Raw genomic sequence first — 21,376 nt, 5'->3', positions numbered from 1 at the left:
TGATTGCTCACATTCACTCACTGTAGATTTCGAGCGGCATTCATCGAAACCGAGCGTCGACAATAACGTCGGCAATGTAGCATGCCCTGACTGTCAGCAGCGAAAAGAATGTTGCGGACACCCAGGCAACCAGATGATGTTTGGATAGCGATCGCCGGGGCAATCTCTCTGCCAGTGCAAGACAGGTGTGCTTGGCGAACCGCGCCAGCGGCACGACTACAAATAATGTCAGGATGACGTATCCGCTGAACGATACGGCACTGATAAACCAGAACATCACGAGATATCCTCCCAAAAATGACTGCTCCTGTTTTGGCACTGCGACACGCAAAAACTCAGCGATGTGTGAGAACCCGGTCAATCGCCATAGCCTAAGCCTAGCCACCTGCTGCAACGTCTATCCGGCAGGCAACCGCTCTTGGATGCAAGAAAAACCAGCTTTGGCTAAAAATTCGGCCGCATTACCACCTGGCGTTTCAGGATTGAGCATTCATTGTACCTCTGGCAGATCGCCTCGGGCGTAGAGCATTTGCCACGATAGCCCACCACTGTACGGCATCCTTTCGCGGCATCTGCGACGAGGTTGCACGATCTCCCTCAACGTCCAGCCTTGCCGGCACCGGCCGCGCGAGAAACTCCACCCTTTCAAGAAAAGCTTTGCTGTCGAACCGCTTCGAGTTGACTGGCGTTCCATCACCGTAGATGCCAGCGTGAAAGAAGACTTCGAGATTGATGACCGGAAGGGCACGAATATTGCGCAGTAGGTCGATATCGGGCCGGGTTGTAATGGCAAAGACAAACTGGTTGGAGCGAAGCGCGTCGAAGGCCTCGGGTACCGTCGATACCGCGAGCGCCTCATATCCGTGCTCCGCTAGCCTGGCAATAATCTTAATGCCTGCAGCCTGTGGTAGAAAGACAAGAATTCTTGACGGATTGCGGGCTTGGACCATGTGGCAGTTTTCCTCATCGCTGATGACGAAACCTAATCCGTGCGCGTGCAGCTGTGTGTTTGGTTTTATGTAGTTTTATACGGATATGGAGTGCTCGTAACAAAACCGAATGAAACTGAATCCAATTGCATATTTCGCTGGTCTACCCTGCGTTGGATTCATGGAGGTTTTGATGTTTAATCTCGTTGCTCTATCCGCGTTTAGAAATGTTTGTCTGTATCTACCAGATCCGCGCGCCGCAAAGTTGCTCGAAAAAATTTCGAGGCGGAGGGACTGGCGGGATCAACTGCGACAACGTCGGCTGAATTTCAGCGGTCGATGCAGAGCCAACACTTTACGGCGATTGTTTCCGTATCCTCGTACATCGACCAAATCCGCCAAACCTCTGACCTCCCGATTATCGACATACAGCCACTAATCGAAGACTGGTGTCGGGCAGGATCGTTTCAAAGACTGTCCGCTTTCGAAACTCTGACATTTCTGCAAGGAACCTGTTTCGTTGCCATGCGACGATGAACCGGTGTCAGCTGTTGGCAAATGCGTAAAGCGGTGACCCTGCGACCTAGACAATCTACTGCAATAGATTGGCAGGCACGAGCCAATAGAATATCAAACAGCCATGAAACTCTCTCCGAAATCAGGCTCCGGCGGACGACCCACGCAAGAGGAAGCAATACAACTGTCTGGCAAGATCCTAGACGTTGCCGAGCGCTGTTCCTGACGCAGGGGTTCGAGCGAACCTCTATTGATCAGATCCCCAATACCGCCCACGTGGCAAAGCGGAGCTCTATGCTCGTTTTGTGGACAAGGAGGCCCTTTTCGACGCTGTGAACAAGAGACGTATCGATCACAACCTGTTGGAGATAGGTGGCCTCGACCTTCACGGGTTGAAGCTGGAGGATAAGTTACTTCGGCTGGCCTATCTTCTGCTCGAACACGTACTTCAGCCGGAGGCGATTGAGCTGGATCGGGCGATTACCGCTGAAGCAGTCCGCTTTCCGAATCTCGCGCGGCTCTATAGAGAGCATGCTGCACCTCGCTACATAGGATATGTCGCGCAGATGCTAATGTCTTCGCCGGAGCACTATGCGGGCGAACTTCGGCAGGCGGAGCAGGATGCTAACAATTTCCTCGCTTTGCTGGTGCTGCCCCTTTTACGGACTGCGCTTTTCTCGACGCCTGAGCATGTCAGAATTGAACTGGCGGGTGGTGTCATCGAAGACCGCGTCCGGTTTTTCATGAAGGGCATCCAGCCGTAGGCCAATAACGCCCTTCACCGTGGTTTGTAATTATTCGGCCGGAGCTGGCCGTGCAGCCTGATCCCGCTCGCGTTTCGAGGGATCCCTGCTGAACTTCATAACGAATGCGAAGAATACGGGTACGAAGAAAATCGCGAGGATCGTCGCGGAGACCATGCCGCCGAGGACGCCAGTGCCAATAGCCGTCTGACTACCGGATCCTGCACCGGTGGCTATCGCCAAAGGCACCACTCCCAGCGCAAAGGCTAAGGAGGTCATCAGAATCGGCCGGAAGCGGAGATGTGCAGCCTCGACCGCCGCATCGAACGTCGACTTACCCTCCGCCCTCAAGTCCTTTGCAAATTCGATGATCAGAATAGCATTCTTGGCGGAAAGCCCCATGATGGTGATCAGACCGACCTTGAAGTAAACGTCGTTGGGCATATCGCGCAGCATCACTGCACCAACCGCGCCAATTACACCAAGAGGAATGACCAACAGCACGGAGAGCGGAATTGCCCAGCTTTCATAAAGTGCGGCGAGGCAAAGAAACACAAGGATCACCGACAGACCGAGCAGCATCGGCACCTGCGATCCAGACTGAATTTCCTGGAGGGACTGGCCGCTCCACTCGTAGCCAAAGCCCGGTGGGAGCGTAGCTGCAATCCGTTCGACTTCGGTGATCGCGTCGCCGGAGGAATAACCAGGAGCCGCCTGACCGCTGAAACGGACCGTCGGGAAGCCATTGTAACCGACGATCTGCGCCGAGCCTTTGGTGAAGTCGTACCTCGCGAAGGCCGAAATCGGGACCATCCCGCCTTCGGAATTTCTCACCGTCAGTTTCATCACATCGAAGATCGTACCGCGCTTGTCCGCATCGGCCTGAACCGTCACCCGTTGCATTCGTCCTGCGTTGGGAAAATCGTTCACGTAGGCAGAACCGAGGTTGGTGCTAATCGTCTGGTTGATGTCAGCGAAGGTAACGCCGTAAGTGTTGGCCTTCTCGCGATCGATGGTCAGCACGGTTTGCGGCGCATCGGCCAGACCCTCAACCATGACCCGAGCAAGAACTGGACTTTTGCCGGCCTCTGCCAAAAACTGGTCACGCGCGGCATTCAAAGCCTCCGTACCTTGGTTGCCGCGATCCTGAAGCCGGAACGCAAATCCATTCGAGGTGCCGAGCCCGGAAATGGCGGGTGGTGACAACGCATATGCCGTAGAATCCTTGATCGCCTGGAAGCCGGCATTGAACTTGGCCGACAAAGCTTGTGCCGACTGCTCGGCGGTTCGTTCGCTCCAATCCTTCAGGGTGATGAAAGACAGTCCCGCGTTCTCTCCTGATCCGGAAAAGCTAAAGCCGCTGATCGCGACAATGCGGTCTACCGACGGTTCAGATGTGACGACCTTCTCCATCAGCTTGATCGAGTCGAGCGTCCGTTGCGCCGTAGCGTCAGCAGGACCCTGGACCTGTGCGAGCAACGTACCTTGGTCTTCGTCCGGCAAGAAAGATGACGGCAGTTGCAGGAACATCCAAGCGGTGGCAGCGGCGACGACGAGATAGACCAACATGACACGCGCTGAGCGCCTGATCAGGCCAGCGACCCATCCGCTATATGTATGTGAACCTCTGTCGAAGCCGCGGTTGAACCAGCCGAAGAAACCTTTCTTGGTGTGAGCATGCCCCTTTTCGACAGGTTTCAGAAAAGTCGCGCAGAGAGCAGGGGTTAGCGTCAAGGCAAGGAAAGCAGAAAAGAGGATCGACGCCACCATTGTCAGCGAAAACTGCTTGTAGATCACGCCGACTGCACCGGGGAAGAATGCCATCGGAACGAAAACCGCAGTCAGCACCAAAGTGATGCCGATCACCGCGCCGGTTATCTGCGTCATCGCCTTCTTTGTTGCCTCCTTCGGCGAAAGGCCCTCCTCCATCATGATACGCTCGACGTTCTCGACCACGACGATAGCATCATCCACGAGAATACCGATAGACAGAACCATGCCGAACATCGTCAGCACGTTGATCGAGAAACCAAGCACAAACATCACACCGCACGCGCCTAGCAACGCGATTGGCACGACGATCGTCGGAATGATGGTGTAGCGAATATTCTGCAGAAAGAGATACATGACCAGAAAGACAAGGGCCATCGCCTCGGCCAGCGTCATCAAAACCTGTTCGATAGAGATATAGACGAATGGTGTGGTGTCGTAGGGGACCGAATATTCGATGTCGTCGGGAAACGACGGCGCCAGCTCTGCGAGCCGCGCCTTGATGGCAGCGGCGGTGGTCAGCGCATTGCCTCCCGGTGCCAGCTCAATTGACGCACCGGTAGCCGGCTTGCCGTTGATCCGGACCGAAGTCGCATAACTGTCGGCACCGACCTCGATCCGAGCGACGTCACGCAGACGTACCGTCGACCCGTCTGTTTCGGCGCGGAGTACGATTTGGCCGAATTCATCGGGAGACGTCAACTGCCCCTTGATCAGTAGCGATCCGGTCGTGCGGCGATCGGGTTGCGAGGGAGCAGTTCCCAAACGACCGGCGGCGACTTGGGCATTCTGTGCCTGTATTGCACTGGTGACGTCAGCCGGAGTTAGGTTAAGGCCGAGCAGCTTATCTGGATCAAGCCAGACTCGCATGGCACGCTCGCTGCCGAACAGCTGGGCATTACCGACACCCGGAACGCGCCGCAACTCGTTGGCAACATTACGGCTCATGTAGTCGCCAAGCGCGATACCATCCATCGAGCCGCTCTTTGATGTCAGGGCCACCAGCAACAACGTGCCACCGCCTGCAGTATCGACGCTGATACCTTGCTGGACGATGGACGATGGCAGTCTGGCCTCAACGCGGCGAACACGGTTTTGAACTTCGACAGCCGCCGTTTCGGGAAGCGTACCTGGTTCGAACGTCACGGTAATGCTGATAGCGCCTTGGGCATTCGACGTGGATTCGTAGTAGAGCAGCCCCGGAATACCGTTAAGCTCTTCCTCCATCAAACGCGTTACACCCTCATAGGTGTCTTCGGGCGAGGCGCCGGGATAGGTTGCAGAGATGGTGATCTGCGGCGGTGCCACATCCGGATACTGCGAGATGGGCAGCACGGTCAGCGAAATTGCGCCTGCCAACATGATGGCGATGGAAAGCACCCAAGCAAAGACGGGGCGATCGATAAAGAATGCAGGGATCAAGGATCAGCCCTCCTTTTTCGTGGAGGCATCCCCAGCGACTGGATTGATCCAAGCCTCAGCCTGTACGGCTTGGCCGGGGCCGACCTTCTGAAACCCTTCAACGATCACTTTGTCGTTGGGCGCAAGCCCTTTGATTATCACCCATCGGCCATCAAATATCCAGCCAAGCCTGACCTCCCTGACTTCAACCTTACCTTCGGCATTGACGAGATAAAGTTGCGGTTTTCCAGCGGTATCGCGCTGGACGGATTGTTCGGGCACGGCAAAGGTTCCTTCGAGCGCTCCCTGCTGGAGTTTAGAGCGGACATACATTCCTGGTAGGAGGTTCCGCTCTGGGTTGGGAAATTCGCCACGCAGAATAAGCTGCCCAGTCAGGGCATTGACGCTTGCTTCGGAAAAAAGAAGTTTGCCGTCGTGCGGATAGGTACGACCCTGCTCCGTCACGAGTTTCATGCTGACACCACCTGCTGCATCCTCCTTGAGGTCGCCGTTTTTGATGGCGTTCCGCAACAGGATAAGTGTGTCGGCGGGCTGCGTGAAATCGGCATAAATCGGATCGATCTGCTGGATCGTTGCCATGACGTCAGAGGTCGGGCTCACCAGCGTGCCCTCCGTAATCAGGGCGCGACCTATATTGCCGCTAATTGGAGCCTTGATCTGCGTATACTGCAGTTCGAGTTGTGCGGAACGGAGGTCTGCCTGTGCTCGGGCAACATCTGCGTTGCTCTGCGCGAGTTCACCGACAGCCGTTTCGCTGGCATCTGCACTAGCGACACCGCTCTGACGCAACTGGTTTTGCCTGTCAGCCTTTTGACCTGCTAGCTTCTGTGCCGCGAGCGCGGCGTCGAGAGTAGCCTGGGCGGAGTCAACCTTTGCCTGAAATGGCGCCGCGTCAATGACGTAGAGAAGATCACCCTCTCTGACGGTTGCTCCCTGCTCGAAGACCCGCTTTTGCACGAGACCGGTGATCCGGGGACGGACATCCGCGGTAATCATCGGTGAAACGCGGCCCGGCAATTCGCTGACAACTGGGATGGTTTCTGGTTTGACTTCTACAATAGAAACTCGGGCGGGCGACTGTTTCTGCTCGCCTTCCTCATTTCCACAAGCCGCGAGCGAAAGGACGGCACAGGCCACAAGGGCAAGTTGGATTGTGTTGGTTGCACGTGGCATAAGTCATCCTGAAAATTATTAGCATGAGTGGGCAAGTGAGCAAGTGTCACAAATGGTCGAAGAACGAACCGTTCCGTTGCGTTCTTCGATCGTATCCTTTTTTGACTCATCGGCATCTCGGCACTTGGTCAAATCCGCATGAGGAAGCATTGGGTGAGGCTTCCTCATGCGGTTCACAGCCAGCATGCGCCATTCGACGTGTGCTGAGCCTTGAATGAGAGTGCTACGCGAGATCTTTTATGCAACTGCTCAGGCTATCAGATGACAGACCCATCTATGTTTTTGGATTCTGTTATGTTGAGAAATGTTGCGGTGCCGATTTCTCGTCGCGATCGCACATCATCTCTGGCGGCTATGCCCGACGGCGCGGTTAAGGCGTGCCAGAGAGGCTTTGCCGACGACGTTTCATACATCGCAGACGCGCCTTCGCGCTACAGCACCTCTTGCGTCACGTGCGCCCCTATATCATGTTGCCGCCAACCGAAATCGTGCGTCTTGCTATACGGCTGGTCTCGCCTGGGCTCATCGACACGCCGCTCTGGGCAAAGATGGAGGAAGCCAACCGAAACGCCATGTTCGAGCGCGTTGCCGCCAGCTTGCCCGCCAAGACGATTGGTCAGCCCTCTGACATCGCCAATGCAGTGCTCTTCCTCATGACCACCCCATTCGCCACCGGCTCGACCGTTCGGGTCGATGGCGGCGGCGTGATAGGATGAGTGTCATGAACCTCGATCACGTGACCTTGCGGACTGCCGACCTGGAGGGCACCAGACAGTTCCTTCAGGACCTGCTCGGTCTGACTGTCGGATACCGTCCCGCGTTCGGCTTTCCGGGCTACTGGCTTTACGAGGGCGACCAGCCGATCGTGCATCTTATCCCCGGCGGTGGGGCGCCCGTTGGATCCAGTGCGGAGGTGATCGATCATATCGGCTTCCGGATGGACGGTTATGATGAATTCCGGGCTGGCCTCGACAGAAGGCAAACCCCGTACTCGACAATGGAGTTGCGCGATCTGGGCGAGCGACGCCTGTTCGTCAGAACACCCGGTCAGATCTTGATCGAACTTGTGTTCCGCGAGGCGTCGAAGCAGGCCGCCACCTAGACGGGATGGCTGTGACGCGCCCAATTGTCAGTCACATACGTTTTATAATCGAACCCGACGGAGCCCTCGTTACCGGATCCACAGAAGGCATCGGATACGCCATCGCCCGTCAACTCGCGCGGGCAGGCGCGGACGTAGTGATCAACGGCCGGTCCGACGAGAAGACCTCCAAGGCAGCCGAACGTCTGAAGGGCGAAGGCGCCAAGGGTACCGTCACCGCCGTCCCAGCCGACGTCGCCACCGCTGAAGGATGCGGCGCCCTGGTCGCCAATGTTCCTCATATAGACATCCTCATCAACAATGCCGGCATCTTCCAGCCGCTCGACTTCTTCGACGCCGGCGACGAGGTGTGGGACCGCCACTGGCAAGTGAACGTCATGTCTGCCGTCAGGCTTTCGCGGGCGTATCTTCCCGGAATGCAAAAGCGCGACTGGGGCCGCGTCATCTTCATCGCGTCGGAATCCGGATTCAACATACCGGTCGAGATGATCCACTACGGCGTGAGCAAGACTGCGGACATCGCGGTTGGCGACCGCCTGTCCGACATAAAAAGCACTGGAGATGTTGGTCTTCAGCAGCTGCTCCCAGCGCTCCATCGGAAACTCTTCCAGCGGGCTGCGAAACTGCATGCCGGCATTGTTGATCAGGATATCGATCGGGCCGGTGCTGCCTTCGATCGCATCGACGCCGCGCTTGACCGCGTCGGCATCCGTCACGTCGAAATCGCCGGCCGAAACCCGAGCGCCGGTGTCAGCCAGTTCGCGGACCGCGGCGTCCAGCTTCGCGCGATCGCGGCCGTTCAGCGCAACCTCGGCGCCGTGCTCAGCGAGCCCGCGCGCAAGCGCGAGCCCGATCCCCTGTGACGAACCTGTGACGAGCGCTCGCAGACCGGCAAGGTCGAAAAGCGGGAACGTCATTGCGCTTACCCCTGTGCCGAGAGATCGTGGATCGCGGCACTGGTGACGCGGTGGTAGACCTTGCCGTCGAACATGGTCAGCAGGTGCTGTGTCTGTTCGCGCGACTGGAAGCGTGCGTCGCAGGCCATGGCGCGCTCGAGCGCGGCCTGATCCGGATAGGTGATGGCCAGAAGCAGGGGCATGGACGGCGCACCCTCGTCGCGTTCGAGCTCGCGGCAGACGGCAACGCTCACCGCGCCGTCAAATCTGGCCCATAGCGGCGTCAGCGTTTTCTCTACGAAACTGTAGAATTCGTCCTCCTTGCCGGCCTTAATCGTTCCAACGAATTCTGCGTAGCGGATCAGCATGTCATTCCTCCTCGTTAGGCCTTCGGGCCATCGTAAAACTTCATCAGGGCGGCATTGTCCGCCGCACCGAGACCTGCGGAGACCATCAGCCGATGGATCTCCATGCAAAGCGATGTCATGGGCATTGCCGTGCCGGTGTGGATGGCTAGTGACTGCGCGGCTGAGAGATCCTTGACCATGTTGTCGATGCGGCCGGTCGGCGAGTAGTCGTTGCGCGCCATCTTACCCATGAACTCCTGCAGGATCGCACTGTCGGCGCGGCCGCCACTCAGCGCCGCGGGAATCCGCTGCGCATCGACACCGGAATCGATTGCCAGCTTGGTCGCTTCCGCCACGGCGACGAAATTGAGCGCGCACAGGACTTGATTGATAAGCTTGGTCGTCTGCCCCGCGCCGCTCGGGCCCATCAGGGTCAGATTCTGGCACAGGTCATCAAGGATCGGCTTCGCCTCGGCAAAATCAACCGGGTCGCCCCCGACCATGACGGTGAGCTTACCCTCCAGCGCCTTCGGTGCGCCGCCCGAAAGCGGGCAATCCAGCCACTTCATACCGGACTCAAGGGCATCCGCGCAGAGCTGTCGTGTTGCGATCGGATCGATCGACGACATGTCGATGACCACGGTCCCCTGACGGGCTCCTTCTGCGACCCCTCTTTCGCCGAAGACGGCCTCTCGAACGATCCGCGCCGAGTTCAGGCTGAGAACAACGGCGTCGGCGCGAGCGGCCGCATCCGATGCCGACGTCGCCGGGGATGCGCCCTTGGCCTCAATCTGCGCGAGCTTGGCCTGATCCAGGTCGAATGCGATCAAATCATGCCCTGCTGACAGAAGGCGCGAGCCAATCGCATTTCCCATCACACCACAGCCGATGAGCGCGATTTTCCGTTTGGTGGACATAGCAATTCCTCTTCTGCCAAAGGCAGCCAATGTTTCGCGATAGAATGGACGGCTCGATCAGCCGACTTCGGACCGTAGGAAGGCCTGGAGCTCAGGTGTCTTCGGCGATGAAAAGAATTCGGAAGACGGGCCTTCCTCGTGGATCACTCCGTCCTTCATGAAGATCGTCCTGTTGGCGACCCGACGAGCGAAACCCATTTCATGGGTGACCAACAGCATCGTCATGCCCTGACGGCCGAGGCTTTCGATTACAGCAAGCACTTCGCCGGTCAGTTCCGGGTCGAGTGCGGATGTGACTTCATCGAACAGAAGGACCTTGGGATGCATGGCCAGTGATCGTGCGATGGCGATACGTTGCTGCTGTCCACCCGAAAGCATATCGGGATAGGCATCGAAGCGATCTTCCAGGCCGACCAGTGCGAGACACCGCTTGGCTTCTTCACGGGCCGCAGCCTTGGCCTCACCTTTCACCTGAATGGGCGCCAGCATGATGTTTTCGCCTGCCGTTAGGTGAGGGAACAGATTGTAGCTCTGAAAAACGATGCCGACGTCGCGCCGCAACGCGCGCAGCGCGGCAGGCTTTCGCGACATCCCATGACCGGCGATCTGAATCTCGCCGCTGTTGATCGTTTCCAAACCGTTGAGGCATCTCAGGAAGGTGCTTTTCCCAGACCCGCTTCGGCCGATCAGTGCGACGACCTCACCGCCCGCAACTGTCAGGGAAACGCCCTTCAGCACCTCCAGCGGCCCGAAGCTTTTCCGGATTTTGTTTGCGACTACTACGGTCATCTCAAATCTCCTGGTGGGAACGCGAGGTGCGACGAGACACCTCGCGATGGGCCGCGCTTAAAAGGACGGTAGAGTTGGCATTGGGGTTTTCATCCACTTTTCGTAGATCGCGCCAAGCTCTCCACTCTGATTGTGAACGAACAGGACGGTATTCAACCAGTGCAGAAGATCCGGATCGCCGCGACGCATGCCGACGCCGTAGAAGCTCTGAAGATAGGTCACCTTTTCCTCGAACTTGCTATCGGGATAGCGCTGCTGGAGCTGAGCTGCGATGTAATTGACGGTCCCGATTGCATCGACCTGCCCGGCAACGAGTGCGTTTAGCGTCGTGCTGTCGTCGTCAAAGCGAACCAGTTCCATACCGTCGATCTTCGCCGCAGAAAGGATCTTCTCATGCGCGGTTCCGCGAGGCACGCCGACGCGCTTGCCTTTCAAGTCTTCGAGGCTTTTGATCTCGGTACCCTGGGGGGCGATGATGACCGACTTGTGCCCGCCGTACGGATTGGAAAAAGCAACAGACAGGGCGCGTTCGGTATAGATGCCGAAGCTGGCAACAACGAAGTCGACCTTGCCGGTCTGAAGCGACGGGATGCGGCTCTGGCCGGTAACGGGCACAAGTTCGAGCTGGACACCGAGATCCTTCGCGAGCAGCTTCGCAACATCGACGTCAAGGCCATCGGGTTGCATCTGCTCATTGGTCACTCCGAAGGGAGGAACGGACAGATCCACGCCAATCATGACCTTTTTGCGGGCGATGATGTCGTCGAGCGATGAGGCGGAAGCAGCGGTTGTTCCAAACGCGATTGCCAATCCGACAAGGGGAATGAGTAGAGACTTTAAGCGCATTGCAATCCTCACAGTTTTTGAGTTCCGGGTTTAGTGAAAACGACCTTCTGCGTGTCGTTAAGAATTTAGGCGCGCGATCCGCGTTTGGCGGCTCGATGCTCCAGCCAGAGGCTGATTTGTGTCAGCGGGAAGCAGACGATGAAATAGAGTGCGGCAACCGCCAGGAAGGATTTCAGCGGCTCGAACGTGGCATTGCTGACGAGTTGTCCGGCACGTGTGATCTCGATGAAGCCGATGATCGACGCAATCGACGTTTGTTTGATGATCTGCACCAGGAAGCCGACAGTCGAAGGCATTGCCAGCCGGACCGCTTGCGGCACAATGACGAAGCGGAGGACCTTCAGCGGGTGCATGGCGAGTGCCTCGGCACTTTCCCACTGTGCTTTGGGAATGGCGCGCAAGGCGCTTTCCCAGATGGCCCCGAGGAAGGCTGCCGAATTTATGGTCAAGGCGATTGCGGCCGCCGTGATCGCGCTAAGCTCGAAGCCGAAAAGCGACGGCGCGTAGTAGCAGATGAACATCAGGATCAGCAGTGGCAATCCCTGGATGAATTGCATGTAAGCCGATGTCAAAGTTCTCAGTGTCCGGCTGGTCGATATCCGCAGCAGGGCAAGTGCCGCCCCAAGTATCCCCCCGCCTACGAAGGCGATTGCGGTCAGGGTCAGGGTCCATTGAAGGGCATAGACGATGAAGAGGAATTCGTTGGTACCAAATGTGCGCATATCATGCCCTCCCGAGGAGTTTACGGCGCGAACGTGTGAATATCAGCAGCCCTGCGGCGTTGAGGATGGCTCGGAAGACAAAGTTGAGGGTTACGTAGATCGCGGCGATGACCAGATAGACTTCCATCGTCCGGAACGTCTCGGAACTTGCGATCATCGCAGCCCCTGTCAGGTCCTCGACGCCGATCGCCGATACAAGGCTGGTCGAGAGCATCAGCAGGACGCATTGCGAAACGACCGGCGTGAATACCTTCTCCAGTGCGGGCGGCAGGATCACGAACCGAAGTGTCTGGAGGTACGTCAGCCCGAGGCTTTCCGCGGCTTCGAACTGGCTCCGGTGAGTGGCCTGAATGCCGCCTCTAACGATCTCGGCAATATAGCCGCCATTGTTCAGGATGAGCGCGACCAGCACCGATGTCAGGGGAGAAAGCCGTAGCCCAAGGCTTGGCAGTGCGAAGAAGATCACGAAGATCTGCACCAGCAGCGGCGTATTGCGCATCAGTTCCACGTAACAGCGTACAAGCAGGCGCGGCACAAGTCCGGGAAGCGTGGAAACGACCGCGCAGAAGACGCCAAGGGCGAAGCCGCCGAATATGCCCACGAATGAAAGCAGCATGGTCAGCCAGAGACCGCTGAGAAACTGCGACAGATATGGGACCAACGATGCGAACTGGAATGTATATGCCATTTTGCCCTCGCGTATGGTGACAGTCCGTGCCCGGTTTTATTCGGCGCCCAAGGGACGGACGCGAATGTTCTTGCCCGCCTGTGCGATCGTATCGGGATGGCATAGATCGAGGGCTGCCGCGACGAGCCACCAGGTGTGGTCGGCCTGACGGATGATGAAGCACTCTGTACTGTGGCCGATCTGACCGAACTCCATTGCGTGACCCATGCAGATATGGCCGACCTCATCGGGCAGACCGACGGAAAGGCAGACATGCGCACCGTAGGCCGAGTGGCGGAACGTGGGATCGCCATAGCGGTCGCCACGTTCTTCGGAGCGCTTCAGCATGACGGGATCGAATTCCCAGGTCTTGCCGATGTCGTGGCAAAGCCCGCCGGCCAGGAGAATGTCGCGATCAACCTTGGCTTCGGGATATGTAGCCTTGAACTCCTCGTAGATCGACAGTGCAAGCCGGGTCACGCCGCGCAGATGCGCGTCCTGCGTACCACGCTTGAGCGAAAAGATGTTCGGGCTTCCCTCGCCCTGGATGTCGGTGACGCGATCAAAAGATGAGCGCTCGAGAGCAAAAACCCAGGCGTCGATAACCTTCTCTCGAAGTTCGTCCGACTGGATATCCGCTATCTCAGGCAGATCTTCGAGAATATGCTCACGCGAAATCGTTTTGTACATTTTTTGATCACCTGAATAAACTGCTTATTGAGCGAGCTTAAGATTGAATGAATTCAAAATCCAATTAGGATATTGGCAGGTATCGATCGAATTTTTCTATGGAAGAAAATGGCTCTCAGTTTCTCGGCAGTCGAAGCCTTTTATTGGGCCTCTCAGTTGCGCAGCTTCAACGCCGCGGCAGAGAAGCTGAGCATCACGCAGCCGACGGTTTCGTATCGGATCAAGGAGTTGGAGGAACAACTCGGTGTTCCGCTTTTCATTCGGCAAAAACGGCAGCTGCAGCTGACCAGCGAGGGTGAAGCCCTCAAGCACTACGCCGAGGCGATGATCGGCATTGCCAGAGATATCGAATCTAACATCAAGACACGCAATACGCGCCTGCCGACGCTCAGAGTGGGTGTGATGGATAGTTTCGCCGCAGTCTGCCTCCCGGCACTGCTGGACGAACTGGATGGCCGATTTGCTGAAAGCCGCATTGCAGCTACCGTCGACACGAGCCATAGCCTCGCCCGACAGCTTTCTGAGGGGCTTCTCGATATCGCCGTCCTGTCGACACCCCCCGAGCACGACAACGTTGCGCTGGAACTCCTCGGCCGTCAGACGGTGGAATGGTTTGCCAGCCCCAAACTTGAGATGCCCCGCGAATTCGTCTCGGACGCGATGCTCCTGCGACAACGGATATTCTCGACACCCGCGCCATCCAATCTCCACACCCTGACAACCACTGCTCTCAGCGGTAACCGCGAGCTTGGTCTTCGCCTCAATGTCTGCAACAGTCTTGGAGCCATCCTCAATCTGGTCGAAGCGGGCACTGGCATCAGCATATTGCCAGGCAGACTGCTTCATACGCAGCTTAAAGCAGGCAAGGTGCATTCGCTGCGGACCCACTCCCGTCTCCCGATGCAGGACGTGTTTATCGGGACCAACAAGGGCGCAGTGGTCAGGGCGTTACCGCAAGTGGCGCAGATGATCCGCAAGGTGAGCGTGGACGTCGCTTTCTGCGGCTGAGAAACGGGGCGGTCCGTTACGCAGTCTGAAACCCTTCCAACCCGGCCGCGACCTCCTTTGCCAGTGCGACAAAGGTCTTGGCCGCGGTACTTCGGTAGCCGTGCCGGCGCTGCATCAGTACGGCGGTACGCTGGAGGCGCACCGGATCGAGGGCAATAGCCTTCAGATCCTGATGCGCGAAGGCGATTGTTGCGGGAAGGAGTGTAGAGAGACTTGTCCGGCGTACAATTTCGACCACTGCGCTTATGGAGTTGACCTCTATCTGAACACGCGGCTGAATGCTGTGCTGACGGCAGAATCGGTCGATCTGATCTCGCGTCGCAAACTCAGCACTCAACAGCACTAGTGACTCCGCGCTCAGCGCATCAAGTCCAACGGATCTTTCACTTGCCAGAGGGTGCCCGGCTCTGACGACTAGGGCGAGGGTTTCCACCAGGAGGGAGTCGAGGTCGAGATCTGCTGTCGGCGTGCCGGAAAAGGCGATCCCCACATCGATCTCGTCAGACAGGAGTAGATTCTCCATGTGCTCCTGGGAAATCTCTCGCAGATTGAGGGAGATACTCGGGTAGCGGCTGTGAAACGCCTCGACCAAGGGCCCCACCAGATAGGTCGTGAAGGTCGGCGTCACCGCCACCCTCAGCGAACCACGGCTGAGGTCGTCGACGTCGTGGAGGGCGCGCTTGGCTTCAAGGAACTCCTGCGAAGCGCGGCGCACGTATTGCAGATAAACCTCCCCGGAGTCCGTCAATCGTGTCGTACGACCCGTTCGGTCGAACAGCTGCACACCCAGGCTCTCCTCCAACAACCTGACCTGCTGCGAAAGCGCGGGCTGGGAGACATGCAAGGCCTCCGCAGCCCGCGTGAAGCTCTCTTGCTCCGCCACTGCGAGAAAGTAACGAACCTGTCGAGAGAGCATATTAAGACCTATAAGATTATCTAATCCAGCGCATAATAAACGAGACTTTTACATTATGCCACGCTCTCCGTAGTTTCATCCTCGACAGATCGCGAAACGGAGATTGCAGCGATGAAAGACATTATTGACGGCTTTCTGAAATTTCAGCGGGAAGCCTTCCCTGAGCGGGTCAAGCTGTTCAAGGACTTGGCAAATCAGCAGAATCCGCGGGCTCTGTTCATTTCCTGCTCGGACAGCCGCCTGGTGCCTGAGCTGGTTACACAGCGCGAGCCGGGCGACCTCTTCGTCATCCGAAACGCCGGTAACATCGTTCCGTCTTACGGCCCCGAGCCGGGCGGCGTTTCTGCCTCCGTCGAATATGCGGTCGCGGCACTACAGGTCTCTGACATTGTGATCTGCGGTCACTCCGATTGCGGTGCAATGACGGCCATCGCGACATGCAAATGCCTGGACCACATGCCTGCTGTGGGCAGCTGGTTGCGCTACGCGGACTCAGCCCGTGTGGTGAACGAGGCCCGGCAACACAAGGACGAGCCTGCCAAGGTCGCATCCATGGTGCGCGAAAATGTCATCGCCCAGCTCGCCAATATCCAGACCCACCCGTCGGTGCGCCTGGCTCTCGAAGAGGGGCGCATAGCCTTGCATGGCTGGATTTACGACATCGCGAGCGGCCTTATCGAAGCTTTCGATGGCAGCAAGGGCGCCTTCGTTTCCCTTGCGGACAATCCCGAAGTCCAGGCCATCAAATATCAGGCCAGGTGCGCTGCCTGAGCCCCAATCCCAACCAAGGAGATAATACAAATGTTGCAGTCTCAAGCCACGCAGGCCGCTCGCCAAGACCTGACGGACGTCATCCTCGCATCGAAACTCAAGAAGGACCTGAGCTACGCCCAGATCACTGAAGGCACCGGTCTGTCGGAGGCCTTCGTCACCGCAGCCCTGCTCGGCCAGCATCCTCTCCCAGCGGACGCCGCCAAGGCCGTGGGCAAGACGCTCGATCTTGACGACGCCGCCGTTGCCCTGCTTCAGACGGTTCCGATCCGCGGCAGCATCGGGAATGGTTTGCCGACCGATCCGACCATCTACCGCTTCTACGAGATCGTGCAGGTCTATGGGACCACGCTGAAGGCTCTGGTCCATGAGAAATTCGGCGACGGCATTATCAGCGCCATCAACTTCAAGCTGAGCATCGAGAAGGTTGAAGATCCAGAAGGCGGCTCCCGAGCAGTCATTACGCTCGACGGCAAATACCTTCCTACAAAGCCGTTTTGACGATGCTGATAGCCACCGCAACGCCTTGCGCGCTCGGGCTACCTCTTTCCGGTCGCGGGGCCACGCCTCGCACCTGACACGGCCGCAACCACGGGCGCCGCCGTGAATTGCCCCCGGGTTGTGACCCGAGTTGATGTGCAGACAGCTCGGATCCTCTGGGGGCTTGCGGTATCAACCCGCTTGATTGCCTAAGGCACGCATTAGCGCACCCTGTCTGTACCAATCGGTGCAGCCCAATAGATTGATAGGTACATTCGCATGAAACGCCGCACCTTCATCACAGCCCTGCCCGCCGTTGCCCTCGTAGGTTCGGCACTTGCCGAAACCAGTCAAATCACGAAAGCTGCGACAGTGACACGCCCTCCGGTACCGCCCTTCACCCACGAAACCGCCATAGAAAAGGTCCGCCTGGCCGAGGACGGCTGGAACTCGCGGGATGCAGCGAAGGTCGCCTTGGCTTACTCGGTCGACACCCGCTGGCGTAACCGCGTCGAATTCGCTTCCAACCGGCAGGAAGCCCAGGCTTTCCTGGCCCGCAAATGGAATAAGGAACACGAATACCGGCTCATCAAGGAGCTTTGGGCCTTCACCGGCAACCGCATCGCCGTTCGTTATGCCTATGAATATTGCGACGACAGCGGTCAGTGGTTCCGGGCCTATGGCAACGAGAACTGGCTTTTTGCCGCAGACGGTCTGATGTCGCACCGCCACTCTAGCATCAACGAGATGCCGATCGCCGAGGCGGATCGTAAGTTCCATTGGGAGCTGGGCCGCCGTCCAGACGCCCATCCATCGCTGAGCGATCTCGGCCTCTAAATCGCTCTATCAATGACGTTTGACCCCGCCGGCGCAGTCCTCAGCGCTGGCGCGTTCATTTTTAAGATCGGGCGTCATTCCAGCCGGGTTTCGCTTGTCGTGACACTACAGTTTGAAATAGCCCCAGGTCTGGTGCTGCATCAATGTCGCGCATCGCCACGGTAAACATTTGGAGTTGCACCGGTCAATCGGCCGAATATTTTTCGGAATGCTGCGGGATCGGAGTATCCGACCGCCCAGGCAATGCTCTCGATGGAACCATTTGTCGTTTCCAGTAACTGTCGCGCTTTCATGATGCGAACGTTCTGCAGATATTCGGTCAGTTTCAGCCGTGTCGCTCGGAAAAAGCGGCGCTGAAGTGTCCGTTCTGAAAGACGCACGTTCTCCGCCAACTCACCGATCGATTTTTGCAGCTCAGGCGTTGCATGAAACTGGTGCTGAACCTGCAGGACCTCCTTATCGCCATGATCGAAACGGGGAAGAAAAGCCTTGTACTGGCTCTGACTGCGACGCGGCGGATCAACGACAAGAAAGCGTGCCGTCTCAAGCATCACGGCCTGCCCGAGCAGCTTTTCGACAAGGAGCAGACCAAGATCAGCCCAGGCCAGAATTCCGCCAGCGGTGATGACATCGCCATCATCGATGATCATATTATCGGGCGAGACGTCGATATTGGGAAACTGTTCAGCAAGCCTGTCTGCAAAAGCCCAGTGGGTCGTGGCACGTCGGCCGTCGATGAGCCCGGTCTCAGCAAGGACAAACGCCCCGGCACAAATCGAACAGACGGTAACACCGCGCGCATGCTGGGCCGCGAGCCATTGCGAAGCGGGGCTCATGCTCTGCATTTTCTCCGGCATGATGATACTTGGTGGCGCAATAACGTAGCTCAGCACGTGCGGGATTCCAGGGTGTGTATCCCATGTGCACGACACATCGCCGTCCGCCATCTTCCAATAGCTAACGCGGATATTGCGAAGGCTTGTCGGCACCTGCAGATCTGTCGACCAGACGCTCGCGACGCGGAACAGATCGGTCAATCCGTAGACGGCAGCCAATTGGCAGTCTGGGTAGACCAGCAACCCCACTTCAATGAAATCAGTCTCTTCGTGTTTTGCCACTTTTGCCTCGGATAAAGTCATTTCCGCCACGTGTTTCCGCCAGATAATGGCGCTACGTTCTCTTTGTCAAATACGGAATTCGCAAACACAGCGCGACAGGAGAAATACAATGGCATCCGACACAGATCGGTTTTTCGTGTCGAGACGCAGCGTACTAATCGGAAGCATCGCACTTGCCAGCGTGAGCATCCCGGCGCTCGCCTTCTCACAAACCTCTTCAACAAACAGTTCATCACAAGGAGATATCGACATGGGCTTCGTAACAACTAAAGACGGCACTGAAATCTTTTACAAGGACTGGGGCCCGAAGGATGCCCAGCCGATCGTGTTCCATCACGGCTGGCCCCTGTCGTCGGACGATTGGGACACGCAGATGCTGTTCTTCCACGCCAACGGTTACCGGGTCGTCGCTCACGACCGGCGTGGCCACGGTCGGTCTGCCCAGGTTTCCGAAGGGCATGATATGGACCACTATGCCGCCGACGCTTTCGCTGTCGTCGAAGCGCTGGATCTGAAAAATGCCGTGCATATCGGCCATTCCACCGGCGGTGGCGAAGTGGCACGCTATGTGGCGAAGTTTGGTCAGCCGGCCGGTCGTGTCGCCAAGGCGGTTCTCGTCTCGGCCGTCCCACCGCTGATGGTCAAGACCGCCGCCAACCCGGAAGGCCTGCCGATCGAGGTTTTCGACGGCTTCCGTTCAGCGCTTGCCGCCAACCGCGCGCAGTTCTTCCGTGACGTTCCAGCTGGCCCGTTCTACGGCTTCAACCGGGATGGCGCCAAGGTACAGGAAGGCGTGATCCAGAACTGGTGGCGCCAGGGCATGATGGGCGGCGCAAAGGCTCATTATGACGGCATCAAGGCCTTCTCCGAAACCGATCAGACGGAAGACCTGAAGGCGATCACCGTCCCGACGCTCGTCCTGCACGGCGAGGACGACCAGATCGTGCCGATTGCTGATGCCGCCAGGAAGTCGATTAAGCTTCTGAAGAACGGCCAGATCAAGACCTATCCCGGCTTCTCTCACGGTATGCTCACCGTCAACGCCGATGTCCTGAACGCCGATCTGCTGGCCTTTGTCAAGGGCTGACCCCGATACGGCGCGAATGATCCGCGCCGCGGCTGTCTCGGCCAATGAAACCGAAGGGCGGCGCTTTCGCCCCTCTTCGGCGACCGCAACCTGGCGAATCGCGCCGCACGCTCGAGCGATTCGCCAGCTCCGTCATAGTCAATTCATTTTCAGGAAAATCGGTCAAATCGCGTGCTGCCGCTGCGCTGAGAGGTCCGACAGGACTGGACAGCGACGCGGTCAGGGACATCTCCGCCGGCGCGCCCACCGTGCTGGCAGATATGTTCGCGCTCTATATCAAGACCAAGAATTTTCACTGGCATATGTCCGGATCGGATTTCCGCGATTACCATCTGCTGCTCGACGAGCACGGCGACGAACTGTTTGCGATGACCGATCCGCTCGCCGAATGGGTCCGCAAGGTTGGCGGCGACACGTTGCGGTCGATCGGCGACATCTCGCGCAAGCAACAGATCGCGGACAATGATGCCGACTGCGTGCATCCACATGGAATGCTCGCCGAACTGCGCGACGACAATGGCAGCCTTGTCGCAAGCATGCGCTCGCTGCATGACGTCTGCGATGAGTATGGCGACGGCGCGACCGCCAGTCTGATCGAGAACTGGATCGACAAAGCCGAGAAGCGTGTCTGGTTCCTGTTCGAGATTCTGCGCGACACTAACGGCCAATGATTTGACCGAGGGTGCCCTGAATTCCGCTCCCCGCCCCTTGGGATCGCGGCGGCGGCGGAGCAAACCCGCATCTAGCTAATCGCGAATTGGTAATGGCAACGACGCCAACTGCCATCAGGATTTGATGCGAACCCAGCGCGCGCAGGTCGATCGAGCGTCAAGGGAAACGGCGGATGGCCGATTGAAGCCAGACCCAGGTCGTCAGGGCAACCTTGGCGGCAATGGCGATCCCACCCAGCCGGAGCGGAAATTGTTCGCGGCCCGACTAGGCGTCGTCGAACATCCCCGTCGGTAGGCCATCCATGCTGAATGTGTTCTTTTCCCGACGATAGATTTCGATACCATCAGGGCCTTTTGCATCGGTCCATTGGTCAAGGCTTGGCCGCTCGGCCTTGTAGTCGAAAAGAGGGACGCCGAAGCCGCAAGAGGTTTGGACCAGGTCGATGTCCAGCAGAATGACCTGCCGGGCTCCTGAGGGCTCCGAACCGTTGTAGTGAGTGGTCAAGATATTTTCGTATTCGGGGCTGTCGCGGCGGATGGAGCGTCCGCGACCGTAAAGGCGCAAGATCATTGGCGGCCCTTCGACGGCACAAAACATGATCGTCAGCCGACCATCCGCGCGCAAATGCGCGGCGGTTTCGTTTCCACTCCCGGTCCTGTCCAGATAGACCACCGTATTTGCATCGACTACCCGCAGGCAGCCGGTCTCCCGCGGCGACACATTCACCCGGGAATGGCCGGTGGCCGAGGCGGTAAAGAAGATGTGCTGCCGACCGATAAAGTCCTGGAGACGAGCGTCGATGCTCTCGAATTGCTTTGCCACGGCCGATGCGTCCTTTTTGCTAACAAATATAGGAGATAGTCATTTAGTCGGCAGGAGATCATGCCTCCGCCGGTTCATCCAGAGTTCCTCATACAGCTCACAGAAGCGAGAGACCAGAGACGTTCCAAATGAAGGG

The 21,376-nt window shown here is 57.8% G+C and carries 22 protein-coding genes and 3 pseudogenes; 10 read left to right on the top strand and 15 right to left on the bottom strand.

Going from position 1 to position 21,376, the window contains the following annotated elements; all coding sequences use genetic code 11:
- Window positions 1-40 precede the first annotated feature (40 nt).
- Complete coding sequence (locus ACQZ6D_RS19570; protein WP_448730216.1) at window positions 41-277, bottom strand: hypothetical protein; 237 nt, start codon at window positions 275-277, stop codon at window positions 41-43.
- A gap of 199 nt (window positions 278-476) precedes the next feature.
- A complete protein-coding gene (locus ACQZ6D_RS19565) occupies window positions 477-950 on the bottom strand; it encodes a hypothetical protein (protein ID WP_173995424.1) in 474 nt (157 codons plus the stop codon).
- Window positions 951-1,777: 827 nt separating this feature from the next.
- Between ACQZ6D_RS19565 and ACQZ6D_RS19560 the strand changes: the two genes are divergently transcribed.
- Complete coding sequence (locus ACQZ6D_RS19560) at window positions 1,778-2,209, top strand: TetR/AcrR family transcriptional regulator C-terminal domain-containing protein (protein ID WP_448730217.1); 432 nt, start codon at window positions 1,778-1,780, stop codon at window positions 2,207-2,209.
- A gap of 30 nt (window positions 2,210-2,239) precedes the next feature.
- Here the strand turns inward: ACQZ6D_RS19560 and ACQZ6D_RS19555 are convergent, their stop codons facing one another.
- Window positions 2,240-5,377, bottom strand: a complete 3,138-nt coding sequence (locus ACQZ6D_RS19555) for a multidrug efflux RND transporter permease subunit (RefSeq protein ID WP_448730273.1) — start codon at window positions 5,375-5,377, stop codon at window positions 2,240-2,242.
- A gap of 6 nt (window positions 5,378-5,383) precedes the next feature.
- Entirely contained in the window at window positions 5,384-6,553 is a 1,170-nt protein-coding gene (locus tag ACQZ6D_RS19550; protein WP_173995422.1) for an efflux RND transporter periplasmic adaptor subunit, read from the bottom strand.
- A 500-nt stretch (window positions 6,554-7,053) separates the two neighbouring features.
- Between ACQZ6D_RS19550 and ACQZ6D_RS19545 the strand changes: the two are divergent.
- The 3 genes and pseudogenes from ACQZ6D_RS19545 to ACQZ6D_RS19535 form a co-directional block, all read left to right on the top strand.
- A pseudogene (locus ACQZ6D_RS19545) lies at window positions 7,054-7,269 on the top strand (SDR family oxidoreductase); the annotation flags it as partial.
- On the top strand, window positions 7,266-7,655 hold the full coding sequence (locus tag ACQZ6D_RS19540; protein WP_448730218.1) for a VOC family protein: 390 nt from the start codon (window positions 7,266-7,268) through the stop codon (window positions 7,653-7,655). The pseudogene ACQZ6D_RS19545 and the gene ACQZ6D_RS19540, both read left to right, overlap by 4 nt.
- Before the next feature lie 5 nt (window positions 7,656-7,660).
- Window positions 7,661-8,242 (top strand): annotated as a pseudogene (locus ACQZ6D_RS19535) (SDR family NAD(P)-dependent oxidoreductase); the annotation flags it as partial.
- Here the strand turns inward: ACQZ6D_RS19535 and ACQZ6D_RS19530 are convergent.
- The 8 genes and pseudogenes from ACQZ6D_RS19530 to ACQZ6D_RS19495 form a co-directional block, all read right to left on the bottom strand.
- Window positions 8,183-8,572, bottom strand: a pseudogene (locus tag ACQZ6D_RS19530) (SDR family NAD(P)-dependent oxidoreductase); the annotation flags it as partial. The pseudogenes ACQZ6D_RS19535 and ACQZ6D_RS19530 overlap by 60 nt on opposite strands.
- Before the next feature lie 5 nt (window positions 8,573-8,577).
- Entirely contained in the window at window positions 8,578-8,919 is a 342-nt protein-coding gene (locus ACQZ6D_RS19525) for a hypothetical protein (protein ID WP_173995420.1), read from the bottom strand.
- Between the two features lie 14 nt (window positions 8,920-8,933).
- A complete protein-coding gene (locus ACQZ6D_RS19520; protein ID WP_173995419.1) occupies window positions 8,934-9,815 on the bottom strand; it encodes an NAD(P)-dependent oxidoreductase in 882 nt (293 codons plus the stop codon).
- A 57-nt stretch (window positions 9,816-9,872) separates the two neighbouring features.
- Complete coding sequence (locus ACQZ6D_RS19515) at window positions 9,873-10,604, bottom strand: amino acid ABC transporter ATP-binding protein (protein ID WP_035201045.1); 732 nt, start codon at window positions 10,602-10,604, stop codon at window positions 9,873-9,875.
- 57 nt (window positions 10,605-10,661) lie between these two features.
- Entirely contained in the window at window positions 10,662-11,450 is a 789-nt protein-coding gene (locus ACQZ6D_RS19510) for a transporter substrate-binding domain-containing protein (protein WP_448730219.1), read from the bottom strand.
- A gap of 65 nt (window positions 11,451-11,515) precedes the next feature.
- On the bottom strand, window positions 11,516-12,172 hold the full coding sequence (locus ACQZ6D_RS19505; RefSeq protein WP_035201049.1) for an amino acid ABC transporter permease: 657 nt from the start codon (window positions 12,170-12,172) through the stop codon (window positions 11,516-11,518).
- Window position 12,173: 1 nt separating this feature from the next.
- The gene (locus ACQZ6D_RS19500; protein ID WP_076845996.1) at window positions 12,174-12,860 is read right to left on the bottom strand and encodes an amino acid ABC transporter permease; all 687 of its coding nucleotides are present in this window, start codon (window positions 12,858-12,860) and stop codon (window positions 12,174-12,176) included.
- Between the two features lie 36 nt (window positions 12,861-12,896).
- Window positions 12,897-13,529, bottom strand: coding sequence for an HD domain-containing protein (locus tag ACQZ6D_RS19495; RefSeq protein ID WP_035201052.1), 633 nt, complete (start codon window positions 13,527-13,529; stop codon window positions 12,897-12,899).
- Window positions 13,530-13,601: 72 nt separating this feature from the next.
- Between ACQZ6D_RS19495 and ACQZ6D_RS19490 the strand changes: the two genes are divergently transcribed.
- Window positions 13,602-14,537 (top strand): LysR family transcriptional regulator, encoded by a 936-nt coding sequence (locus ACQZ6D_RS19490; RefSeq protein WP_448731732.1) that lies wholly within the window; start codon window positions 13,602-13,604, stop codon window positions 14,535-14,537.
- A gap of 16 nt (window positions 14,538-14,553) precedes the next feature.
- On the opposite strand, the gene cynR is transcribed toward ACQZ6D_RS19490, so the two are convergent.
- The gene (cynR, locus tag ACQZ6D_RS19485; RefSeq protein WP_448730220.1) at window positions 14,554-15,453 is read right to left on the bottom strand and encodes a transcriptional regulator CynR; all 900 of its coding nucleotides are present in this window, start codon (window positions 15,451-15,453) and stop codon (window positions 14,554-14,556) included.
- Window positions 15,454-15,564: 111 nt separating this feature from the next.
- Between cynR and ACQZ6D_RS19480 the strand changes: the two genes are divergently transcribed.
- From ACQZ6D_RS19480 to ACQZ6D_RS19470, 3 genes are all read left to right on the top strand, one after another.
- Complete coding sequence (locus ACQZ6D_RS19480; RefSeq protein ID WP_448730221.1) at window positions 15,565-16,224, top strand: carbonic anhydrase; 660 nt, start codon at window positions 15,565-15,567, stop codon at window positions 16,222-16,224.
- A 30-nt stretch (window positions 16,225-16,254) separates the two neighbouring features.
- Entirely contained in the window at window positions 16,255-16,725 is a 471-nt protein-coding gene (gene cynS, locus ACQZ6D_RS19475) for a cyanase (protein WP_111800966.1), read from the top strand.
- Window positions 16,726-17,076: 351 nt separating this feature from the next.
- Window positions 17,077-17,541, top strand: coding sequence for a DUF1348 family protein (locus ACQZ6D_RS19470; RefSeq protein ID WP_112161839.1), 465 nt, complete (start codon window positions 17,077-17,079; stop codon window positions 17,539-17,541).
- 140 nt (window positions 17,542-17,681) lie between these two features.
- Here the strand turns inward: ACQZ6D_RS19470 and ACQZ6D_RS19465 are convergent, their stop codons facing one another.
- On the bottom strand, window positions 17,682-18,680 hold the full coding sequence (locus ACQZ6D_RS19465) for a GlxA family transcriptional regulator (RefSeq protein WP_051376988.1): 999 nt from the start codon (window positions 18,678-18,680) through the stop codon (window positions 17,682-17,684).
- A gap of 229 nt (window positions 18,681-18,909) precedes the next feature.
- Here ACQZ6D_RS19465 and ACQZ6D_RS19460 point away from each other — a divergent pair, with 229 nt between their 5' ends.
- Window positions 18,910-19,746, top strand: coding sequence for an alpha/beta fold hydrolase (locus ACQZ6D_RS19460; protein ID WP_448730222.1), 837 nt, complete (start codon window positions 18,910-18,912; stop codon window positions 19,744-19,746).
- A gap of 44 nt (window positions 19,747-19,790) precedes the next feature.
- On the top strand, window positions 19,791-20,417 hold the full coding sequence (locus ACQZ6D_RS19455) for a Dps family protein (protein ID WP_448730223.1): 627 nt from the start codon (window positions 19,791-19,793) through the stop codon (window positions 20,415-20,417).
- 265 nt (window positions 20,418-20,682) lie between these two features.
- Here the strand turns inward: ACQZ6D_RS19455 and ACQZ6D_RS19450 are convergent, their stop codons facing one another.
- Window positions 20,683-21,240 (bottom strand): pyridoxamine 5'-phosphate oxidase family protein, encoded by a 558-nt coding sequence (locus ACQZ6D_RS19450; protein ID WP_448730224.1) that lies wholly within the window; start codon window positions 21,238-21,240, stop codon window positions 20,683-20,685.
- Window positions 21,241-21,376: the final 136 nt, after the last annotated feature.

The organism is Agrobacterium sp. 22-3639C2, assembly GCF_053522105.1.
Note: the sequence above shows the minus strand (reverse complement) of the source record. Positions and strands in the feature narration are given on the sequence as shown.

Bases quoted from the DNA above. Each gene is read 5' to 3' on its own strand.
- ACQZ6D_RS19515 (WP_035201045.1), bottom strand. From the start codon at position 10,604: ATGACCGTAGTAGTCGCAAACAAAATCCGGAAAAGCTTCGGGCCGCTG.
- ACQZ6D_RS19460 (WP_448730222.1), top strand. From the start codon at position 18,910: ATGGGCTTCGTAACAACTAAAGACGGCACTGAAATCTTTTACAAGGAC.
- cynR (WP_448730220.1), bottom strand. From the start codon at position 15,453: ATGCTCTCTCGACAGGTTCGTTACTTTCTCGCAGTGGCGGAGCAAGAG.
- ACQZ6D_RS19565 (WP_173995424.1), bottom strand. From the start codon at position 950: ATGGTCCAAGCCCGCAATCCGTCAAGAATTCTTGTCTTTCTACCACAG.
- ACQZ6D_RS19510 (WP_448730219.1), bottom strand. From the start codon at position 11,450: ATGCGCTTAAAGTCTCTACTCATTCCCCTTGTCGGATTGGCAATCGCG.
- ACQZ6D_RS19520 (WP_173995419.1), bottom strand. From the start codon at position 9,815: ATGTCCACCAAACGGAAAATCGCGCTCATCGGCTGTGGTGTGATGGGA.
- cynS (WP_111800966.1), top strand. From the start codon at position 16,255: ATGTTGCAGTCTCAAGCCACGCAGGCCGCTCGCCAAGACCTGACGGAC.
- ACQZ6D_RS19495 (WP_035201052.1), bottom strand. From the start codon at position 13,529: ATGTACAAAACGATTTCGCGTGAGCATATTCTCGAAGATCTGCCTGAG.
- ACQZ6D_RS19525 (WP_173995420.1), bottom strand. From the start codon at position 8,919: ATGCTGATCCGCTACGCAGAATTCGTTGGAACGATTAAGGCCGGCAAG.
- ACQZ6D_RS19480 (WP_448730221.1), top strand. From the start codon at position 15,565: ATGAAAGACATTATTGACGGCTTTCTGAAATTTCAGCGGGAAGCCTTC.
- ACQZ6D_RS19570 (WP_448730216.1), bottom strand. From the start codon at position 277: ATGTTCTGGTTTATCAGTGCCGTATCGTTCAGCGGATACGTCATCCTG.
- ACQZ6D_RS19550 (WP_173995422.1), bottom strand. From the start codon at position 6,553: ATGCCACGTGCAACCAACACAATCCAACTTGCCCTTGTGGCCTGTGCC.
- ACQZ6D_RS19505 (WP_035201049.1), bottom strand. From the start codon at position 12,172: ATGCGCACATTTGGTACCAACGAATTCCTCTTCATCGTCTATGCCCTT.
- ACQZ6D_RS19540 (WP_448730218.1), top strand. From the start codon at position 7,266: ATGAGTGTCATGAACCTCGATCACGTGACCTTGCGGACTGCCGACCTG.
- ACQZ6D_RS19500 (WP_076845996.1), bottom strand. From the start codon at position 12,860: ATGGCATATACATTCCAGTTCGCATCGTTGGTCCCATATCTGTCGCAG.
- ACQZ6D_RS19455 (WP_448730223.1), top strand. From the start codon at position 19,791: ATGAAACCGAAGGGCGGCGCTTTCGCCCCTCTTCGGCGACCGCAACCT.
- ACQZ6D_RS19465 (WP_051376988.1), bottom strand. From the start codon at position 18,680: ATGACTTTATCCGAGGCAAAAGTGGCAAAACACGAAGAGACTGATTTC.